Annotated in this window: 16 protein-coding genes and 2 tRNA genes; 5 read left to right on the top strand and 13 right to left on the bottom strand. The window is 69.9% G+C overall.

Annotated features, from left to right (window positions below; translation table 11 throughout):
• Positions 1-71: 71 nt before the first annotated feature.
• Positions 72-872 (bottom strand): rhomboid family intramembrane serine protease, encoded by an 801-nt coding sequence (locus tag ACFYE1_RS02510; RefSeq protein WP_387739602.1) that lies wholly within the window; start codon positions 870-872, stop codon positions 72-74.
• A 154-nt stretch (positions 873-1,026) separates the two neighbouring features.
• Positions 1,027-1,572 carry a peptidylprolyl isomerase gene (locus ACFYE1_RS02505; RefSeq protein WP_387739601.1) on the bottom strand — a complete coding sequence of 182 codons (546 nt, stop codon included), beginning with the start codon at positions 1,570-1,572 and terminating at the stop codon, positions 1,027-1,029.
• Positions 1,573-1,731: 159 nt separating this feature from the next.
• On the opposite strand from ACFYE1_RS02505, the gene ACFYE1_RS02500 reads away from it, so the two are divergent.
• Positions 1,732-2,604, top strand: coding sequence for a hypothetical protein (locus tag ACFYE1_RS02500; RefSeq protein WP_387739598.1), 873 nt, complete (start codon positions 1,732-1,734; stop codon positions 2,602-2,604).
• A 76-nt stretch (positions 2,605-2,680) separates the two neighbouring features.
• Here ACFYE1_RS02500 and ACFYE1_RS02495 read toward each other — a convergent pair whose 3' ends face one another.
• From ACFYE1_RS02495 to dnaA, 11 genes are all read right to left on the bottom strand, one after another.
• Positions 2,681-3,958 carry an Nramp family divalent metal transporter gene (locus ACFYE1_RS02495; protein WP_387739908.1) on the bottom strand — a complete coding sequence of 426 codons (1,278 nt, stop codon included), beginning with the start codon at positions 3,956-3,958 and terminating at the stop codon, positions 2,681-2,683.
• 224 nt (positions 3,959-4,182) lie between these two features.
• A tRNA-Ala gene (locus ACFYE1_RS02490) sits at positions 4,183-4,258 on the bottom strand.
• Positions 4,259-4,270: 12 nt separating this feature from the next.
• Positions 4,271-4,393: a DLW-39 family protein gene (locus tag ACFYE1_RS02485; RefSeq protein WP_387739596.1), complete on the bottom strand. Its 123-nt coding sequence runs from the start codon at positions 4,391-4,393 to the stop codon at positions 4,271-4,273.
• Between the two features lie 32 nt (positions 4,394-4,425).
• Positions 4,426-4,499: transfer RNA gene (locus ACFYE1_RS02480), tRNA-Ile, on the bottom strand.
• Positions 4,500-4,593: 94 nt separating this feature from the next.
• Positions 4,594-5,202, bottom strand: a complete 609-nt coding sequence (locus ACFYE1_RS02475) for a DUF3566 domain-containing protein (RefSeq protein ID WP_387739594.1) — start codon at positions 5,200-5,202, stop codon at positions 4,594-4,596.
• Positions 5,199-7,892: a DNA gyrase subunit A gene (gene gyrA / locus ACFYE1_RS02470; RefSeq protein ID WP_387739592.1), complete on the bottom strand. Its 2,694-nt coding sequence runs from the start codon at positions 7,890-7,892 to the stop codon at positions 5,199-5,201. Before gyrA ends, ACFYE1_RS02475 begins: the two co-directional genes overlap by 4 nt.
• Before the next feature lie 90 nt (positions 7,893-7,982).
• Complete coding sequence (gene gyrB / locus ACFYE1_RS02465) at positions 7,983-10,070, bottom strand: DNA topoisomerase (ATP-hydrolyzing) subunit B (RefSeq protein WP_387739590.1); 2,088 nt, start codon at positions 10,068-10,070, stop codon at positions 7,983-7,985.
• A 349-nt stretch (positions 10,071-10,419) separates the two neighbouring features.
• Positions 10,420-11,085, bottom strand: a complete 666-nt coding sequence (locus ACFYE1_RS02460) for a DUF721 domain-containing protein (RefSeq protein ID WP_387739588.1) — start codon at positions 11,083-11,085, stop codon at positions 10,420-10,422.
• A complete protein-coding gene (recF, locus tag ACFYE1_RS02455; RefSeq protein ID WP_387739585.1) occupies positions 11,082-12,302 on the bottom strand; it encodes a DNA replication/repair protein RecF in 1,221 nt (406 codons plus the stop codon). The genes ACFYE1_RS02460 and recF overlap by 4 nt, the downstream gene beginning before the upstream one ends.
• Before the next feature lie 36 nt (positions 12,303-12,338).
• A complete protein-coding gene (dnaN, locus tag ACFYE1_RS02450) occupies positions 12,339-13,463 on the bottom strand; it encodes a DNA polymerase III subunit beta (RefSeq protein WP_387739582.1) in 1,125 nt (374 codons plus the stop codon).
• Positions 13,464-14,094: 631 nt separating this feature from the next.
• Positions 14,095-15,678 carry a chromosomal replication initiator protein DnaA gene (dnaA, locus tag ACFYE1_RS02445; RefSeq protein ID WP_387739906.1) on the bottom strand — a complete coding sequence of 528 codons (1,584 nt, stop codon included), beginning with the start codon at positions 15,676-15,678 and terminating at the stop codon, positions 14,095-14,097.
• Between the two features lie 656 nt (positions 15,679-16,334).
• Here dnaA and rpmH point away from each other — a divergent pair.
• The 4 genes from rpmH (at position 16,335) to yidC (ending at position 18,429) form a co-directional block, all read left to right on the top strand.
• Positions 16,335-16,472 carry a 50S ribosomal protein L34 gene (gene rpmH, locus ACFYE1_RS02440; RefSeq protein ID WP_019181680.1) on the top strand — a complete coding sequence of 46 codons (138 nt, stop codon included), beginning with the start codon at positions 16,335-16,337 and terminating at the stop codon, positions 16,470-16,472.
• 102 nt (positions 16,473-16,574) lie between these two features.
• On the top strand, positions 16,575-17,009 hold the full coding sequence (gene rnpA, locus ACFYE1_RS02435) for a ribonuclease P protein component (RefSeq protein WP_387739580.1): 435 nt from the start codon (positions 16,575-16,577) through the stop codon (positions 17,007-17,009).
• Positions 17,006-17,446: a membrane protein insertion efficiency factor YidD gene (yidD, locus tag ACFYE1_RS02430; RefSeq protein WP_387739578.1), complete on the top strand. Its 441-nt coding sequence runs from the start codon at positions 17,006-17,008 to the stop codon at positions 17,444-17,446. Before rnpA ends, yidD begins: the two co-directional genes overlap by 4 nt.
• Positions 17,443-18,429 carry a membrane protein insertase YidC gene (yidC, locus tag ACFYE1_RS02425; protein ID WP_387739576.1) on the top strand — a complete coding sequence of 329 codons (987 nt, stop codon included), beginning with the start codon at positions 17,443-17,445 and terminating at the stop codon, positions 18,427-18,429. Before yidD ends, yidC begins: the two co-directional genes overlap by 4 nt.
• Positions 18,430-18,491 lie beyond the last annotated feature (62 nt).

The following is an 18,491-nucleotide window of genomic DNA, read 5'->3' as shown; positions in this document are numbered from 1 at the left end:
GGGGACAACCCCTGTGGAGAAAGCGGCCGACCCCCGGACCGCGAGCGCTCCCGGGCGGGTGCGGGAAGGCGTCACCGACGGCGTCCGGCACCACGGTGGCGGCGGGAGGCGGCCGTGTAGCCGAACGCGACGAGCGCGCCCGTGACGAGCCCTCCGAGGTGCGCCTGCCAGGCGATGCCCGGGAAGAGGAACCCGAAGACGACGTTCACGCCGATCAGCACCGCGATGGGCGTGATGGACTGCCCCAGGTGGCGCTGCAGCACGAAGAGGGCACCGAAAAGGCCGAAGACTCCCCCGGAGGCGCCGACCACGAGACTGAGAGGGTGCGACAGCAGCAGGACGCCCACGGAACCGCCCAGGACGGAGAGCAGGAACAGCAGCAGGAACCGGCCACGACCCAGCGCCGGCTCGAGCATCCGCCCGAACAGATAGAGCATGTACATGTTCAGGAGCAGGTGCAGCGGACTGGACATCGAGTGCAGGAACCCGCTCGTGAGCATCCGCCACGGCTCGGAGGTCGTGGTCACCGGGGCGTAGGCGAACAGCTGCAGCAGGCTCACGCCCACCGCCTGCACGAGCCACTGCAGCGCGTAGACCACGGCGTTGGCGCCGATGAGCCACCAGGTGACGAGCATCGGGGAGCCCTGCGCAGCCCGTCCGCCGAAGCTCGTGCGGACGGCGGGACGCGAGTGCGTCGCCTCCTGCACGCAGTCGACGCAGTGGACGCCCACCGCGGCCGTGCGCTGGCACTCCGGGCACGTCGGCCGGCCGCACCGCTGGCACCTCACGTACGCCGGCCGATCGGGGTGGCGCGGGCACACCGGGACGTCGCCTCCGGTGGACGCGCCGTACTGCGGTCGCTCGCCGCTCACTGGAACTCCTCCTGGGCCGGCCTGCGGGCCCGGATCGATGGACGGGGGTGGACAGGACTGGACGAGAACGGCGCAGGCCCGTCCGGATCGCTCCGGACGGGCCCGCGCCGCTGGTCCCCGCCCGGCCGTACCGGGTCGGGAAGAGTGCTCGGGTCTAGAGCTGCTCGATGTCGATCGACGTGACCACGCAGTCCTCGACCGGGCGGTCCATGCCGCCGGTGCGGACGTTGTTCAGCTCGTCCACGACCTTCCGGGACGCGTCGTCGGCGACCTCGCCGAAGATCGTGTGCTTGCCCTGCAACCAGGTGGTGGGGGCGGTGGTGATGAAGAACTGGGACCCGTTGGTGCCCTTGCCGTTGCGCTTGCCGGCGTTGGCCATCGCCAGGACGTAGGGCTCGTTGAAGTCGAGCTCGGGGTGGATCTCGTCGTCGAACTCGTAGCCCGGTCCGCCGATGCCCTGACCCAGGGGGTCCCCGCCCTGGATCATGAAGTCCCGGATGATGCGGTGGAAGACCACGTCCTGGTAGAGGGGAACGGTCTGCTTCTCGCCGGTGCGCGGGTCGCTCCACTCCTGGGTGCCGTCCGAGAGTCCGATGAAGTTCTTGACGGTCTTCGGGGCGTGGTTGCCGAACAGGTTCACGACGATGTCGCCGTGGTTCGTGTGGATGGTCGCCTTGGCGGTGGGGATGGCAGAAGTCATGCGCTCATTCTTGCACGACCCCCGGAGGCCCTCCCCGGTGGGGTCCCGGGGTTCAGCGCACAGTGAAAAGGCCCGGGATTGCACGGCGCACCCTCCTGCCGTGACGGCTCTGCCCGTATGCTGACAGTGGATTGTCACGACCCGAGGAGGGATGGATTCATGAGCTTCAAGAAGTCCAAGAGCGAGAAGAAGACCGTCGCGGCGCAGAAGGCCGCGGAGAGCAAGGTCCTGGACGCCGGCAAGTGGGCGTCCAAGGAGATCGGTGACCTCGCGCCCCGGCTCCAGCACAGCGTCGAGGCGGGCGCCGCGGCCCTCGCCGGTGGCGTCGCGACCGCCGGTCCCAAGGTGCAGGAAGGCCTGGGACGCGCCCACGAGCTCTCCGGCTCCGCGAAGCTGAAGGCGGCCGCGGTGACCGCCCCGGTCGCGGCGAAGGCCGCGAAGACCGCCGCCCCCGTGGCCGCGAAGGCCGCTGACCGGGCCACCGAGAGCCGCGCCGCCCTGCAGGCGAAGTACGCCGGTGCCGCCGCCCTGCTCGCGGGCAAGTTCGCCGACGCGGACACCCCCGAGCAGCTCGAGGCCATCGTCGCGAAGCTGACCGGTGACAAGAAGGCCGTGGCCAACGCGAAGAAGGCCGCCGCGAAGGTCGTCAAGGACCACGCCAAGCAGCAGAAGAAGGACCAGAAGTCCCACAAGGGCCTGCTGCTGCTGGGCCTGCTCGCTGCCGGTGGTGCGGCCGGCGTGGCCGCCTGGAAGGCGTCGCGCCCCGTCGAGGATCCTTGGAAGACCCCCGCGGCCACGTCCCCGCGGGTGACCGCGTCCCCGGTGGCCCAGGAGTCCACCGTGGCCGCCGGCACCGGCGTGCAGGTCGACGACGTCAAGGACGCGACGACCCCGGCCGGTCAGTCCGGCGGTGTCTCGGAGGCCGCCTCCGAGGTCAAGGACAACGCCAAGTCCGTCGGCGAGGACGCCAAGACCACGATCCACGAGGTCAAGGAGCAGATCCAGGGCAAGAAGGACGAGAACGAGGGCTGATCCCCGCCCGGTCCGGGCAGAGGCCCCCGCTCCCCTCCGGGAGCGGGGGCCTCTGCCGTCGAGCGGGGCCGGCCGCTCAGCCCTGGAACCAGACGATCACGTCCTGGAGCGTGTCCCACGCCTGGTGGAGGCCGAGCACCGTGAACAGCACCACGCACAGGCCCAAAATCACGTTCGTGGCGACGCCGTTGCGCCAGCGCTCGGTGGTGCGCCGCGTGTTGAGCGGCCAGATCAGGGTCAGGGCCAGGTACGGCATGAACAGGGCGCCCAGCACGCCATGGAGCAGGATCAGGAACACCGGCCGGCCCAGCATGAACAGGAGCATCGGCGGGAACGTCAGCCAGAGCAGGTAGAACCGGAAGTACTCGCCACCGGTCACGGTGTCCGGGTGCCCGCTGTGCTTGCCGCGGATGTCGCCCCAGAAGTCGGCGAGCATCAGGGCGACGCCGGACCACACGCCGACCAGCGAGGAGAAGGACGCCGCCCAGAACCCGACGAGGAACGCGGTGCCGATGACGTCCCCGTAGCGGTCCTTGAGGATCTCGCCCGGCTCGAGCAGGCCCTCGTCCCCGGCGCTGATCGCGTAGCCCGCGGAGTAGAGCACTTCGACGCCCACGATGAGCATCGCGACCACGAAGATGCCGGTGACCGTGCAGGCGGCCGCGTTGTCCAGCTGCATCACCCGCATCCAGCGCGGCCGGTACCAGCCCCTCTCCCGCAGCCAGTAGCCGTAGGCGGCCAGCGTGATGGTGCCCCCGATGCCGCCGGCCAACGCCAGGGTGTGGACCAGGCCGCCCTCCGGGAAGATCGGCACGAAACCGGCGAGCATGGCGGGGACGTTGGGGACCGCGATGACGGCCAGTCCCACGACCACGACGAACATGATGCCCACCATGAGCGCGGCGAGCCTCTCCACGAGGGCGTAGCGGCCGAACCAGACCATGGCGAAGCCGAGCAGGCCCATGAAGATCGCCCACGCCCACAGGGGCAGGATCGGGAACAGCGCCGCGAGCGGCAGCGCGGCCGACGACATGGCGGTGGCGCCGTAGACGAACCCGAAAATGATGTAGGGGTCGAAGTAGACCGTGGTCCACCGGCCGAGGGAGCGCCACCCCTCGAAGATGGTGCGCCCGGTGGCCAGGGAGTACCGGCCGGCGCCCTCGACGAGGATGATCTTCAGGATCGTGCCCAGCACGACGGCCCAGAGCAGGCCGTAGCCGAACCGGGAGCGGGCGGTGAGCGTGGCCACGAGGTCCGCGGCGCCCACACCGGTGGCCGCGACCACCAGGCCCGGTCCCACGACCTTCCAGCCGTTGACCTTCTCGAGCGGTTCGCCGGGGTCGATGCCCGGCAGAGGGGTGAGCGCCTTGTCGGCGAAGTCGTCTCAGGGCATGGCTTCTCCCGGGTTCCGGGCGGCGCACCTGACAACTGCCGGGGAGCCTGCCGGGAGGACGGTCGGGGACGCGCCAGGTCTGCCACGAGACCTCGGCCCCGCCACGCGGTGGCCCCGGGGTGGGTGGGGACCCGGTCGGGAACGACGAGATCCCGACCGAGCGTGTGCTCGATCGGGATCCGATGTGGTGGAGGCGAGGGGACTCGAACCCCTAACCCTCTGCTTGCAAAGCAGATGCGCTACCAATTGCGCCACGCCCCCGTGGTGTCCGGGCTATTCCACCTCGTCGGTGGCGTCCGCCCAGGCGCTCCTTTCGGCGTCGGCCTCCCGCAGCCTGGTGAGCACCGCGACCGATGCCCCGACCAGGGCGAGGACCGCGGCCATCTTCCTGTTCACGCCTGCCTCCTGACCTGCGGAAAAGGGAACCGTGGGCGTACCAGGAATTGAACCTGGGACCTCTTCGTTATCAGCGAAGCGCTCTAACCGTCTGAGCTATACGCCCTTCCGGCCCTTGCGGACCGAGAAGAAACGATACCGGAGTTGCCGACCCGTGCCAAATCGCTCCGGCCGGGCCGGACCCCGGCGACCGCGCCAGATCAGTCGTCCGTGAGGGTGAGCCCGACCCCGCCCACGAGGGCCGCCGCGATGTTGTACAGCAGCGCGGCGAGCACCGACAGGGCGGTCAGCAGGATGACGTTGACCACGGAGACGATGGTCGCGAAGATCGCGATCTGCCCCAGGGACAGGAAGTCCTTGATGTTCAGGGCCCCGCCCGCGCCGCCCAGCATCCCGAGCAGCTCGTTGATCCCGTCGAACAGGCCCGTGAGGTCCAGGACGATCCACAGCACGACCGCGGCGACCACCGTGATGATCCCCAGCGCCACCGACAGCAGGAACGCGAGCTTGAGCACCGACCAGGTGTCCACCTTCGAGACCACGAGCCTTGCCCGGCGCACCCGCGGACGGGGGGCCGGGCGGACCAGGCCCTTGGTCGAGCTCGCGGGACGGGAGCTCTTCGCCGGGCCGGAGCCGGACGAGGTGGTGCTCGACTTCGCGGGACCGGACTTCGCCGGCTTCGGCGCGGTCCGGGCGCTCGTCGAGGGCTTCGCCGTCCCGGACGGCGCCCCGGTCCCTGCGCGGGGTGCGGACGCCAGCGGGGAGCGTCCGGACTTGCCGGCGGCGTTGGAGCCGGAACTCGAGCTCATGCGTTACCTCCGTTGTTGTTCGGGTCCAACGCTACTTCATCGTCCGTCATGTCCCCGGAACCGGGGACGCGGCCGAGCTCGTCGTCCTCTCCGGTGTCCAGGACGTCGGCCGTCTCCATCGTCTCGTCGAGCTGGACGTCGACCTCGGCCACGGCCTCGGCGTCGACCTCCTCGGCGATCTCCCGGTCGGCGTTGCGGGCCACCCCGGTGATCGCGTCGCCCAGGGCGGGCTTCGCGAAGATCACGCCCATCGTGTCACGGCCCTTGGCCGGGACCTCGGAGGCACCGGTGCGCACGACCTTGCCGGACTCCATGACCACGAGGACCTCGTCCTCCTCGCCCACGATGATCCCGCCGACCAGCCGGCCGCGCTGCTCCGCGAGCTTCGCCACCTTGATACCGATGCCGCCGCGGCCCTGGACCCGGTAGTCCTCCACCTTGGTGCGCTTGGCGTAGCCGCCCTCGGTGACCACGAAGACGTAGGCGTCGTCGGTGACCACGTTCGCGGAGAGCAGCTCGTCGCCGTCGCGGAACTTCATGCCGGTGACACCGGAGGTCGCCCGCCCCATGGGACGCAGCACCTCGTCGCTCGCGGTGAAGCGCAGGGACATGCCGTTGCGGGAGACCAGGAGCAGGTCGTCCTGCGCGGACGCCAGCTGGGCCGAGACGAGCTCGTCGTCGTCGCGCAGGTTGATCGCGATCACCCCGGCCGTGCGGTTGGTGTCGTAGTCCATCAGCCGGGACTTCTTGATCAGCCCCTTGCGGGTGGCGAGCACCAGGTACGGGGTGTCGCTGTACGAGCGCAGCTCCATGACCTGCGCGATCCGCTCCCCCGGCTGGAAGGCCATCACGTTGGCCACGTGCTGGCCCTTGGAGTCCCGGCCCGCCTCGAGCAGCTCGTACGCCTTGGTGCGGTAGACCCGCCCCAGGTTCGTGAAGAACAGGATCCAGTTGTGGGTGGTGGTGACGAAGAAGTGCTCCACGACGTCGTCCCCGCGCAGCTGCGCACCCTTCACGCCCTTGCCGCCGCGCCGCTGGGAGCGGTACTGGTCGGAGCGCGTGCGCTTGACGTATCCGCCGCGGGTGATGGTCACGACCATCTCCTCCTCGGGGATCAGGTCCTCCATCGACATGTCGCCGTCGTAGCCGTACATGATCTCGGACCGGCGGTCGTCACCGTAGCGGGTGACGATCTCGTCGAGCTCGGAGGAGATGATGCCGCGCTGGCGCTCCTCGGAGGCGATGATCTCGGTGTACTCGGCGATGAGCCGCTCGAGTTCCGCGTGCCGGTCCTGGATCTTCTGCCGCTCGAGGGCCGCGAGCCGGCGCAGCTGCATGTTGAGGATGGCCTGCGCCTGGTCCTCGTCGATCTGCAGGAGCTCCATGAGCCCGGTGCGGGCGTCGTCGGCCGTCGGGGAGCGGCGGATGAGCGCGATGACCTCGTCGAGGGCGTCGAGCGCCTTGAGCAGGCCCCGCAGGATGTGGGCCTCGGCCTCGGCCTGCCGCAGGCGGTACTGGGTGCGGCGGACGATGACGTCCATCTGGTGGGTGACCCAGTGCCGGATGAACGCGTCGAGGCTCAGGGTGCGGGGCACACCGTCCACGAGCGCGAGCATGTTGGCGGAGAAGTTGTCCTGCAGCTGTGTGTGCTTGTAGAGGTTGTTGAGCACCACCTTGGCCACGGCGTCGCGCTTGAGCACGATCACCAGGCGCTGGCCGGTGCGCCCGGAGGTCTCGTCCCGGATGTCGGCGATTCCGGTGATCCGGCCGTCCTTGACGAGGTCGGCGATCTTCATCGCGAGGTTGTCCGGGTTCGCCTGGTAGGGCAGCTCGGTGACCACCAGGCAGGTGCGGTTGTGGATCTCCTCGACGTTGACCACGGCGCGCATGGCGATCGAGCCGCGGCCGGTGCGGTAGGCGTCCTCGATGCCCTTGTGGCCGAGGATCTGGGCACCGGTCGGGAAGTCCGGGCCCTTGATCCGCTGCAGGAGCTCCTCGAGCAGCGTCTCGTTGGAGACGTCCGGGTGCTGCAGGTACCACTGCACGCCGTCCGCGACCTCGCGCAGGTTGTGCGGCGGGATGTTGGTGGCCATGCCCACGGCGATGCCGGAGGAGCCGTTCACCAGCAGGTTGGGGAACCGGGACGGCAGCACCGACGGCTCCTGATTCTTGCCGTCGTAGTTGTCCTGGAAGTCGACGGTCTCCTCGTGGATGTCCCGGACCATCTCCATGGCGATGGGCGCCATCTTGGTCTCGGTGTACCGCGGGGCTGCCGCGCCGTCGTTGCCCGGGGAGCCGAAGTTGCCCTGGCCCAGGGCCAGCGGATAGCGCATCACCCAGCCCTGGATCAGCCGCACGAGGGCGTCGTAGATCGCGGAGTCGCCATGCGGGTGGTACTGGCCCATGACCTCGCCCACCACGCGGGCGCACTTGTTGAAGGAGCGGTCCGGTCGGTAGCCGCCGTCGTACATCGCGTAGAGCACGCGCCGGTGCACCGGCTTGAGCCCGTCGCGGACGTCCGGCAGGGCGCGGCCCACGATGACGGCCATCGCGTAGTCGAGGTAGGACCGCTGCATCTCGGTCTGCAGGTCCACCTGCTCCACGCGGTCGGTCAGCACGGGGGTGTGCTCCAGGTCGCCGGCGAGGCCGGCGTCCTCCGGGGTCTGTCCGTCCTGGGTCTCGTCACTCATGCGGTCTTTCCGTTCTGTCTGCTGGTCCTCGGTGTCCTGCACAAATCCCACCCTCGGCCATCGCATGCCGGGCGGGACATATATCGCGGATCAGATGTCGAGGAACCGGATGTCCTTGGCGTTCTGCTGGATGAACTCGCGGCGGGACTCGACGTCCTCGCCCATGAGCACGGAGAAGATCTGGTCCGCGGCGGCCGCGTCCTCCATGGTCACCTGCAGCAGGGTGCGGTGGTCGGGGTCCATCGTGGTGTCCCACAGCTCGGTGTAGTCCATCTCGCCGAGGCCCTTGTAGCGCTGGATGCCGTTGTCCTTGGGGATGCGCTGGTTGTTGGCGAACCCGCGCGCCAGCGCCTCGTCCCGCTCGGTGTCCGTGTAGACGTAGTCGTGCGGGGCGTTGGACCACTTGATCCGGTACAGCGGCGGCTGGGCCAGGTAGACGAAGCCGTGCTCGATGAGCGGGCGCATGAACCGGAACAGCAGCGTCAGCAGCAGCGTGGTGATGTGCTGGCCGTCCACGTCGGCGTCGGCCATCAGCACGATCTTGTGGTAGCGGGCCTTCTCGATGTCGAAGTCGTCGCCGATGCCCGCGCCGAACGCGGTGATCATCGACTGCACCTCGGTGTTGGACAGCGCCCGGTCCAGCCGCGCGCGCTCCACGTTGAGGATCTTGCCGCGCAGCGGCAGGATCGCCTGGTGCGCGGGGTCCCGGCCCTGCACCGCCGAGCCGCCCGCGGAGTCGCCCTCCACGATGTAGATCTCGGACAGGGACGGGTCCTTGGACGAGCAGTCCTTGAGCTTGCCGGGCATCCCGCCCGACTCGAGCAGGCCCTTGCGCCGGGTGGTCTCGCGCGCCTTGCGGGCCGCGAGCCGGGCCTGCGAGGCGTTGATGGCCTTGCGGATGATCTCCCGCGCGGCCGCCGGGTTGCGCTCGAGCCAGTCGCCGAACCGGTTGTTCACCTCGCGCTGGACGAAGGTCTTCGCCTCGGAGTTGCCGAGCTTGGTCTTCGTCTGGCCCTCGAACTGGGGCTCGGCGAGCTTGATGGAGATGACGGCCGTGAGGCCCTCGCGGACGTCGTCGCCGGTGAGGTTCTCGTCCTTGTCCCGGAGCAGCTTGTTCTCCCGCGCGTAGCGGTTCACGAGGGACGTCATCGCCGAGCGGAAGCCCTCCTCGTGGGTGCCGCCCTCGTGGGTGTTGATCGTGTTCGCGTACGTGTGCACCGACTCGGTGTAGGCCGTGGTCCACTGCATGGCGAGCTCAAGGGACATCTTCCGCTCCGTGTCCTCGGACTCGAGCGCGATGACGTCGTCGTGGACGAGGTCGGCCTTCTTGGACGTGTTCAGGAACGTCACGTAGTCCAGCAGGCCGTGGTCGTACTTGTAGACGACGCGGCGGTGACCGGCGCCGTCCTCGTCCTCGTGGTTGAGCCGGGCGACGTCAGTGCCGCCGTCGCGGCCCTCGACCGGCTCGGCGTCCGCGTGGACGGCGGTGCGGTCAGAGGCGGAGCCGGCGATCTCCTCGCCCGACTCCTCCGGGGCCCGCTCGTCCGTCAGGGTGATCCGCAGGCCCTTGTTGAGGAACGCCATCTGCTGGAAGCGGGCCCGCAGCGTCTCGAAGTCGAAGTCGACGGTCTCGAAGATCCCGGGGTCCGGGTAGAACACCTGGGTGGTGCCGGTCTCCGAGGTCTCCTCCCCCTGGACCAGCTCGCCCTGCGGCATGCCGCCGTCGGCGAAGACCATCCGCCAGACGCGGCCCTGGCGCCGCACCTCGGTCTCGACGCGCCGGGACAGCGCGTTGACCACGGAGATGCCCACGCCGTGCAGCCCGCCGGAGACGGCGTAGCCGCCGCCGCCGAACTTGCCGCCGGCGTGCAAAATCGTCATGACGACCTCGACGGTGGGCCGGCCCTCCGTCGGGTGGATGTCCACCGGGATGCCGCGGCCGTTGTCCACGACCTTGACGCCGCCGTCGGCCTGGAGGGTGATCTCGATGTGGTCGCAGTAGCCTGCCAGGGCCTCGTCGACCGAGTTGTCCACGACCTCGTACACGAGGTGGTGGAGCCCCCGCGGGCCGGTCGAGCCGATGTACATGCCGGGCCGCTTCCGGACGGCCTCGAGACCTTCCAGGACGGTGATGTCACCGGCACCGTACTCGCGCTTCTGCGGGTCCTCTGTTGCCACGGGTTCCTGGCTCCTCCTGTTGGGCACACCGGTCCCGCTCCGGACGGCACAAGACAACGCCGATGAGACGTTCGACGGCTCATCGGCTCGTGCAGGGTCGGAACGGGTCGACGTCTCCGGGTGCCCGCGCCGCGGGCGGGGTTCCGCGATCGGCCGTGGGGGCCCGGTCCGTCGATTGCTGTCTGGAACCGATTCTATCGGAAAACCGCGGCCTCGGGGTGCCCCCAGATCGCTCTGAGCGGCCTGGAAAGGGCCTCAGGACCACTTTTCCTCCGGTCCGCCACCCCCGGGACACCCCAGGGGGGTCGCAACGCGCCACGAGGCCGCTCAGCGGTCCGGGCCGCCGGCCTCACCCGTAGGTGTCACGGGGACCGCGGCCCTGCACGGAGCGGCGGCCGCGCTTCCAGCTCGGGGCCGCGGGACCGAGGATCTCGATCCGGGTGACGATGCCCTCCCCCAGGTGCTCGTCGAACATGCGCAGCAGCTGCGGGACCATGAGCCGCAGGTTCGCGGCGTAGGCGGTCGAGTCGCACCGAACCCGCACCACGGTCTCGTCGAAGCTCTCCGGCCGGCAGTGCCCGGCGATGCCCGGGCCCACGAGGTCGTCCCAGCGGGCGAGCACCGAGCCCACGGCGACCGGCGCCTTCCAGCCGCGGCCGGACACGAGCCCGTCCAGCACCGAGCCGACGCCCCGGGGGTCGCGGGCGGAGCGCCCCGCCCCGGAGTATCCGCCGAGGGCCCGCGGATCCACGTCGTTGCCCCGGCGGCCGAGGCGCTCGGCGGCCGAGGCCGTGGCCGATTCCATCGCGGCGCCGAAGCCCTTGAGGTTGCGCCGCGCGGCCGCCCCGTAGAGCCGCCCGTCCCCGCGTGCCTCCGCGGCGTGGCGCATCCTGGTGAGCAGTGCGGCCGGCGCGTCGATCTCGTCCTCGATCCGCACGACGTTCACCTCGGGGGCGGGAGGTTCCGGGGGCTCCCCATCGGGCAGAGGGTCGTCCTCGCGCTGCGGCCCGCTCACGACGGCGCCGCCTCCCCCGGCTCCGGGCCGGTGCCGGCGGGCACTTGCTCGTCGTCCCGAACGGCCGTGCCGGGACCCACCCGCACCACGTCGTGCGGACCGGCGACGAGCTCGGCCGGCAGGTCCTCCTCGACCGCGGCGGTTACGAGCACCTGCTCCGCGGAGGCCACGATCGCGGCGAGCCGGCTGCGGCGGCGGGCGTCGAGCTCCGCGAACACGTCGTCCAGGACGAGGACCGGCGCCGCGCCCTCCGAGGGGTCGTCCGCGAGGTGCACGTACCAGGAGCCGAGCCGGAGCGCGAGGGCGTAGGACCAGGTCTCGCCGTGCGAGGCGTAGCCCCGGGCCGGGGCCGCGCCGAGCAGCAGCTCGAGCTCGTCCCGGTGCGGACCCACGAGGGTCAGCCCCCGCTCGAGCTCCCGCTGCTCCGAGGTCTCGCACGCGTCCAGGATCAGCTGGTGCAGGTCCGCGCGCGTGAACCCGCGCAGCCGTTCGGCGTCCCCGGCCGCGCTCTCGGGCAGCACCGAGGACATGTAGCGCAGGGTGGTCTCCTTGCTCCCGTCCGTGAGCTGCCCGTAGGCGGTCGCGACCTGGGGCGCCAGGGCGTCGATGAGCTGCAGGCGTGCGTGCAGGATCCCGGCCCCGGCGCGGGCGAACTGGTCGTTCCACGCCGCCAGGGTCGACCGGTGGGTGTCCGTGAACCGGCCGCTCCGGCGGGCCGACTTCAGCAGCGCGTTGCGCTGCCTGAGCACCTTTTCGTAGTCGGCCAACGTGCCGGCGAGTACCGGTCGCATGGATTTCGCGAGGTCGTCGAGGAAACGCCGGCGGTGGGAGGGGTCGCCCTTCACCAGGGCCAGGTCCTCCGGCGAGAACAGGACGGTGCGCACGATGCCGAGGGCGTCCCGGGCCCGCACCGGCGTGGCCCGGTTGATGCGCACCCGGTTGGCGCGGCCGTCGTTGAGCTCGAGCTCCAGGACGGTCTGCTGGGCGCCCCGCCGCACCCGGACGCGGACGATCGCGCGCTCGGCGCCGAAGCGGATCAGCGGACCGTCGGAGGACACACGGTGCGAGGAGAGGCCGGCCGTGTAGTCCAGGGCCTCGACGATGTTCGTCTTGCCCACGCCGTTCGGCCCCAGGAACACGGTGGTCCCGGGGGCGAGACGTATGTCCAGGTGGGCATACGTCCGGTAGTCGAGCAGGGAGAGGTGGTCGACGAACACGCCGGGATCAGCAGCTTCCGGTTCCGGGCCGGCCGGTCACTGGCTGGGGAGCCGCACCGGCATCAGCAGGTACTTGTAGTCGTCCTTGTCCTCGCCCTCGGGCTCGGCCTGCGCGGAGAGCACGGCCGGCTTGGGCGGGGCGGTGAAGGAGAACCGGACGTAGTCGGAGGCGAAGGCGTGCAGCCCCTCGGACAGGTACGTCGGGTTGAAGGCGACGGTGATGTCGTCGCCCGTGAGGTGGGCGTCGAGGACCTCCGAGGCCTGGGCGTCCTCGCCGGTCCCGGCGTCCAGGGCCACCTGCCCCTGGGTGAAGGCCAGGCGCACGGGAGTGTTGCGCTCGGCCACGAGCGAGACGCGCCGGACGGCCTCGACGAGCTCGGTGGTCCGCACGGCCGCGGTGATGGGGGTGTGCTCGGGGAACAGCGACCGGATCTTGGGGTACTCGCCGTCGATGAGCAGGCTGGTGGTGCGGCGGCCGCCGGACTCGAAGCCGACGAGCTCCGCGGAGTCGGACAGCGCGATGTTGATGTCACCGGCCGGGCCGAGGGTCTTGGCGATGTCGTTGAGGGTGCGGGCCTTGATCAGCGCGGCCGTGGAGATGTCCTGGTTGCTGGGCCGCCAGGTGAGCTCGCGCATCGCGAGCCGGTAGCGGTCGGTGGCGAGCAGCGTCATCTTCTCGCCCTCGATCTCCACGCGGACGCCCGTGAGGATCGGCAGCGTGTCGTCCCTGCTCGCGGCGATGTTGACCTGCGCCACGGCGTGGGCGAACTCGTCACCGGCTACCACGCCGGAGACGTCCGGCAGCGCGGGGAGCTCGGGGTAGTCGCCGACCGGCATGGCCGCGAGGTTGAAGCGCGAGGACCGGCAGGTCAGCGTCACCTTGCCCTCGTCGGCATGCACCTCCACCGGGGCGGACGGCAGGGAGCGGCAGATGTCCGCGAGCAGACGGCCGGAGACGAGGGTGGTGCCCTCCTCCTGGACGTCGGCGCTGATCGACAGCCGCGCCGAGATCTCGTAGTCGAAGCTCGCGATGGACAGGGAACCGCCCTCCGCACGGATGAGCAAACCGGACAGCACGGGGACCGGAGGCCGGGGAGAGAGGGACCGAGCGGTCCAGGTGACGGCCTCGGCGAGAACATCGCGTTCGACGGAGAACTTCACGAGAGGTTGCTGCCTTTCAGTCTGAGCAAGGACGGCGAAGCCACGGTCCTGACGGGTCCCGGCGCCGGCTGCGCCGCGAGGTGCAGGCGGTGCGGGCCGGGTCTCCGCCCTCTGCATCGTATCGGTCCGTCTGACGGGACGGCCATTCGGCCGTCCCATGGCGGCGATCTCGTGGTGCGGGCGTCCGGAGGGTCCCGGACGAGGTGGGAGCTCGAGGATTCTTGTTGTTTGGCCAGATGTCTCTTTAAGGATAGGAGTGTTAATAACCGCTGTGGAATCTGTGGATAACTGCCTCTCGGCCAGGTTCTGGGCGGTCCGGGCCTGTTGAGTTCCTGTGGTTCGCGCTCCACCGAAGCGCCTGCTGCCGGTGGACGGAATCCGCGTGGTTCCGGGGGTTCCACAGCCCTCCACCGAGTTGTGCCAAGGTTCTCCACCGGTTGGGCCGGGAATTCCACAATTTTATCCACAGGTGTGGGTTCTGTTCTGTGCACAGGCGCTCCACAAGCGCGGCGATCCTGTGCAGGAGAGTGCCGCCGGGCCCGGGATCCCGCGAGGAACCCTGTGGACGGACGACACGAAAAGGGGCCCGGCGGTGCTCCGCCGGGCCCCTCGAGGAGAGGTGGGGTCGGGCTCAGCCCTCGCGCTGCTGCTGCTTGATCCGGTTGGTGAGCTCCGTGACCTGGTTGAAGATCTGCCGGCGCTCGGCCATCAGCGTCCGGATCTTGCGGTCGGCGTGCATCACCGTGGTGTGGTCGCGGCCGCCCAGCTCCTGACCGATCTTGGGCAGGGACATGTCGGTGAGCTCGCGCAGCAGGTACATCGCGATCTGCCGCGCGGTGACCAGCGTCCGGGTGCGGGACTTGCTCTTGAGCTCCTCGAGGCTGATGTCGAAGTAGACCGCGGTCTGGGCCAGGATCGAGGCCGCGGTGATCTCCTGCGCGCCGTCGTCGGTGATGAGGTCCTTGAGCACCAGCTCGGCCAGCGGCAGGTCCACCGACTGCTTGTTCAGCGAGGCGAACGCGGTGACCCGGATCAGGGCGCCCTCGAGCTCGCGGATGTTGGTGGAGATGTGGGAGGCGATGTACTCGAGCACGTCGTCGGGGGCGTCCATGCCCTCGCTGGTGGCCTTCTTGCGCAGGATCGCGATGCGCGTCTCGAGCTCGGGGGGCTGCACGTCGGTGATCAGGCCCCACTCGAAGCGGGAGCGCATGCGCTCGGCGAAGCCGGTGAGCTGCTTGGGCGGCATGTCGGAGGTGATCACGATCTGCTTCTCGTGGTTGTGCAGCGCGTTGAAGGTGTGGAAGAACTCCTCCTGCGTGTGCTCCTTGCCCGCGAGGAACTGGATGTCGTCGATCAGGAGCATGTCCACGTTGCGGTAGATCTCCTTGAAGGAGGAGCCCTCGTCGTCGCGGATCGAGTTGATGAAGTCGTTGGTGAACTCCTCCGAGTTCACGTAGCGGACCCGCACCTGGGGGTAGAGACGCTTGGCGTAGTGACCGATCGCGTGCAGCAGGTGCGTCTTGCCCAGCCCGGACTCCCCGTAGATGAACAGAGGGTTGTAGGCCTTGGCCGGGGTCTCGGCCACCGCGAACGCCGCGGCGTGGGCGAACCGGTTGGACTGGCCGATCACGAAGGAGTCGAAGACGTACTTGGGATTGAGCCGCGCGGAGCTGTCCCACTCCCCCACCACGGCGGGAGCGGTGCCGGTGTCCTGGACGGGGCGGCGCGGCGGCGCGGCCTGCGGGTCCCGCGGCGGCGGCAGGGTGCGGTCGACGGCGCCCAGACCGGAGCGGGGTGCCGGTTCCGGGGGCGGAGCCATGAGCCCCCTGGGCTGCTGGTCGAGACCGGTCGTCCGCCGGTCGACCTCCACCGCGTCGGCGGTGTCGGCGTGGTCGACCCGCGCGGGCAGGTCGGTGCGGTTGCGCTCCGCCTCGAGCTCGCCGAGCGGGGGCAGGGCCGCGGTGGGCGTCGAGGCCCCGGCCTCCGGTGCGGGAGCGGTCTCGAGGTCCGCGTCCACCACGAACGCCACGAGCGTCTCGGGGCTGAAGGCGCGGCCCACGGAGGACCGGAGCACGGACGCCATCTGGTTCTGGAAGAACTCGCGGGTGAGCTCGTTCGGGACCGCGACGAGCAGCGTGGTGCCGATGAGGCCCTGGGGCTGGGCCAGGGAGATGAACCCCCGGTAGCGCCCCGTGGTCATGGGGTCCTCGTACATGTACTGCACGCATTCGGCCCACTGCGCACTGAGCGCCTGATTGTCCTGCGTGCCCACGCGTACTCCTGCTGTCGTCGAGGTGTCGTCGAGATGACGAGGCGGTGGACAGTTCGTCCCGGCCCCTCGGCGGGGAACTTGTCCACAGCGTTGTTCACAACGGTGGAAAAGCTGTCGGGGGCCAGCCGCGAGTGCCAGCCTAGAACATGCGTCAGACCACTTCATAGCCGATTTCCGGGCGCTCCGGGAACTACAGACATGTAGTTCGGGCCCTGATCCGCGTCGTTCCGCGGGTCCGACCGGACCGGTTTTCCACAGGATGTGATGAAGATCCGTGCACAGCTGTGGGTAGGATCTGCACTGCACAGCGGCGCCGGGCATCCCGGTGCTCGATCCGGCACTCGATCCCGCTCGATCCGCTTCCGCCCCGGACGGCCCGATCCGCCACCGGTGGCGCCGGGTCCCGTGGCCGTGCGTCGCTAATTTGACCGCCTTCTGCCTGTTGTCTAGGGTGAAGTAGTCTTTTGTGTCCACTGTCATGCCCATCCGCATGCTCGGACGCATCCACCAGCACCGCTGTGACCGTCCCCTCGCCCGCGCCGAACCGGTGCGGACGAGCACGATGACGGGCGCACACCCTGACGCCTTTGGAGTAACCAGTGAGCAAGCGGACTTTTCAGCCGAATAACCGCCGTCGCGCCAAGAAGCACGGCTTCCGCGCCCGGATGCGCACCCGCGCCGGCCGCGCCATCCTCGCCGCCCGCCGCAGCAAGGGCCGCACCGAGCTCTCCGCCTGAGCCGGTCCGTGTCGGCGCCGGCGCTCCCGACGACCGCCCCGCGACGGGCGGTCGGCGCCGTGCCCGAGCCGCTCGAGCCACCGGCCGCGCAGGAGCGGGACCGTGCTGCCTGAACAGCACCGGATCCGGACCTCGGTCCAGTTCTCGGCCACCACGCGTTCCGGCGCCCGCAACGGGCGCCGGAACGTCGTCGTATATGTGCGCCCCACCGATGAGGAGCGGCCGGCCCGGTTCGGCTTCGTCGTCTCGAAGGCCGTGGGCAACGCCGTGCGCCGCAACAGGGTGAAGCGACGCCTCCGGGAGCTCGCCCAGACCACGGTCAGGGAGGCCCCGTACGGTTATGACGTCGTGGTGCGCGCGCTGCCTCCCGCCTCCCGCGCGGACTGGGCGGAGCTGGCCGCCGACTACGCGAAGGCATGGCGGACGGCGTCCGCGCGGGCCGGGGCTCCCGGGACCGCCGGCACGACGACGACCGCTGGTATGACGACGACCGCCGCAGAGGACCGACGACCCGCACGGGAGGAGCCGGAGTCATGAGCGACCACGCTCCCGCGCCCGAGGACCTCCTCGTTGCGGCTCCCCACGAGTTCGTCCGGCCGGCGTCGGCGTGGCAGGTCCTGTGGTTCCTGCCCCAAAACGCGCTCATCGCGGGCCTCAAGCTCTACCGGACCATCGTCTCCCCCCTGTACGGAGACGTGTGCCGGTACTTCCCCTCCTGCTCGGCCTACGCCCTCGAGTCCGTCACGGTGCACGGCGCCGTGCGAGGCCTGGGCCTCAGCGTCCGCAGGCTCCTCCGCTGCCACCCCTGGGCGGCGGGTGGGATCGACAGGGTCCCGGACGGGGGCCGGGTCTTCCCCGACTTCGCGTCCCTTCCCCGGATCGTCCTGCTGAACCATCCCACCCTTGCCGAGCGCCACCAGCACCACCCCGCCGGGGGCACCGGTCCCGCGGCCCAAGGAGAGCCTTCCCCATGAACCTGTTCGAAATGATCCTCTTCCCCTTCAGGTGGGTCGTCTCCGCCGTGCTGTGGGTGTTCCACGAGATGCTCACGGCCATCGGGATGGATCCCGCCGCGGGCATCACCTGGGTGCTGTGCATCGTGGGCCTGACCCTGGTCATGCGCACGCTGACCATCCCGCTGTTCCTCAAGCAGATCAAGTCCATGCGCGGCATGCAGGAGTTGCAGCCGGAGATGGCCAAGCTCCAGGCCAAGTACAAGGGCAAGAAGGACCAGCTGTCCCGGCAGGCCATGGCTCAGGAGCAGATGGAGCTGTACAAGAGCCACGGCTCCAACCCGTTCTCCGCCTGCCTGCCCATCCTGGTGCAGATGCCGATCTTCTTCGGGCTGTTCCAGGTCCTCAACGGAGTGCCCAGGTCGGCGGCCGCCGGCGAGGGTGTGCACGTCCTGAACGCGGCCACCGTGGCGTCCTTCAACGAGGCCACGTTCTTCGGGGCCCCGCTGTTCTCGACGCTGCTCAACCCGGGCGACGGCAACCACGTGGCCACGATCCTCCTGGCGGTCGTGATGATCATCGCGATGTCCGCCTCGCAGTTCTTCACCCAGAAGCAGCTGACGGCCAAGAACATGAGCGAAGCCGCCAAGGCCTCCCCCATGTACCGCCAGCAGCAGATGATGCTGTACCTGTTCCCCCTGGTCTTCGCGATCGGCGGCATCAACTTCCCCATCGGCGTCCTCATCTACTGGACGGTCTCCAACGTCTGGTCCATGGGCCAGCAGTGGTGGGTCATCCGCAACAACCCGACCCCCGGGTCGCAGGCCGAGCAGGAGCTCAACGACCGCCGCGCCGCCAAGGGCCTGCCCCCACTCGGCAAGACCCAGGAGGAGCACGACGCCGACATCGAGGAGCAGCGTGCCCGCGCCGCCGCCGGGCAGCGTCAGCAGCCGGTCGGCAAGAAGCGCCAGAGGCAGCAGGCGAAGCGGAAACAGGCGCGATGACCGCGGCCGGTCGGACCGGCTCGACCACCTCCCCGCACGGGGCCGGCGCGCCCGGCCCCGTG

It is taken from the genome of Kocuria nitroreducens, from assembly GCF_042879195.1.
In the GTDB taxonomy this organism is placed as follows: Bacteria; Actinomycetota; Actinomycetes; order Actinomycetales; family Micrococcaceae; genus Kocuria; species Kocuria nitroreducens.
The sequence above is the reverse complement of the archived record's forward strand: the minus strand, read 5'-3'. Positions and strand labels throughout refer to the sequence as shown.

Excerpts from the sequence above, each read along its gene's own strand:
- ACFYE1_RS02475 (WP_387739594.1), bottom strand. The coding sequence starts at position 5,202 with ATGAGCTCGAGTTCCGGCTCCAACGCCGCCGGCAAGTCCGGACGCTCC.
- ACFYE1_RS02500 (WP_387739598.1), top strand. The coding sequence starts at position 1,732 with ATGAGCTTCAAGAAGTCCAAGAGCGAGAAGAAGACCGTCGCGGCGCAG.
- yidC (WP_387739576.1), top strand. The coding sequence starts at position 17,443 with ATGAACCTGTTCGAAATGATCCTCTTCCCCTTCAGGTGGGTCGTCTCC.
- yidD (WP_387739578.1), top strand. The coding sequence starts at position 17,006 with ATGAGCGACCACGCTCCCGCGCCCGAGGACCTCCTCGTTGCGGCTCCC.
- dnaA (WP_387739906.1), bottom strand. The coding sequence starts at position 15,678 with ATGTACGAGGACCCCATGACCACGGGGCGCTACCGGGGGTTCATCTCC.
- gyrA (WP_387739592.1), bottom strand. The coding sequence starts at position 7,892 with ATGAGTGACGAGACCCAGGACGGACAGACCCCGGAGGACGCCGGCCTC.
- ACFYE1_RS02505 (WP_387739601.1), bottom strand. The coding sequence starts at position 1,572 with ATGACTTCTGCCATCCCCACCGCCAAGGCGACCATCCACACGAACCAC.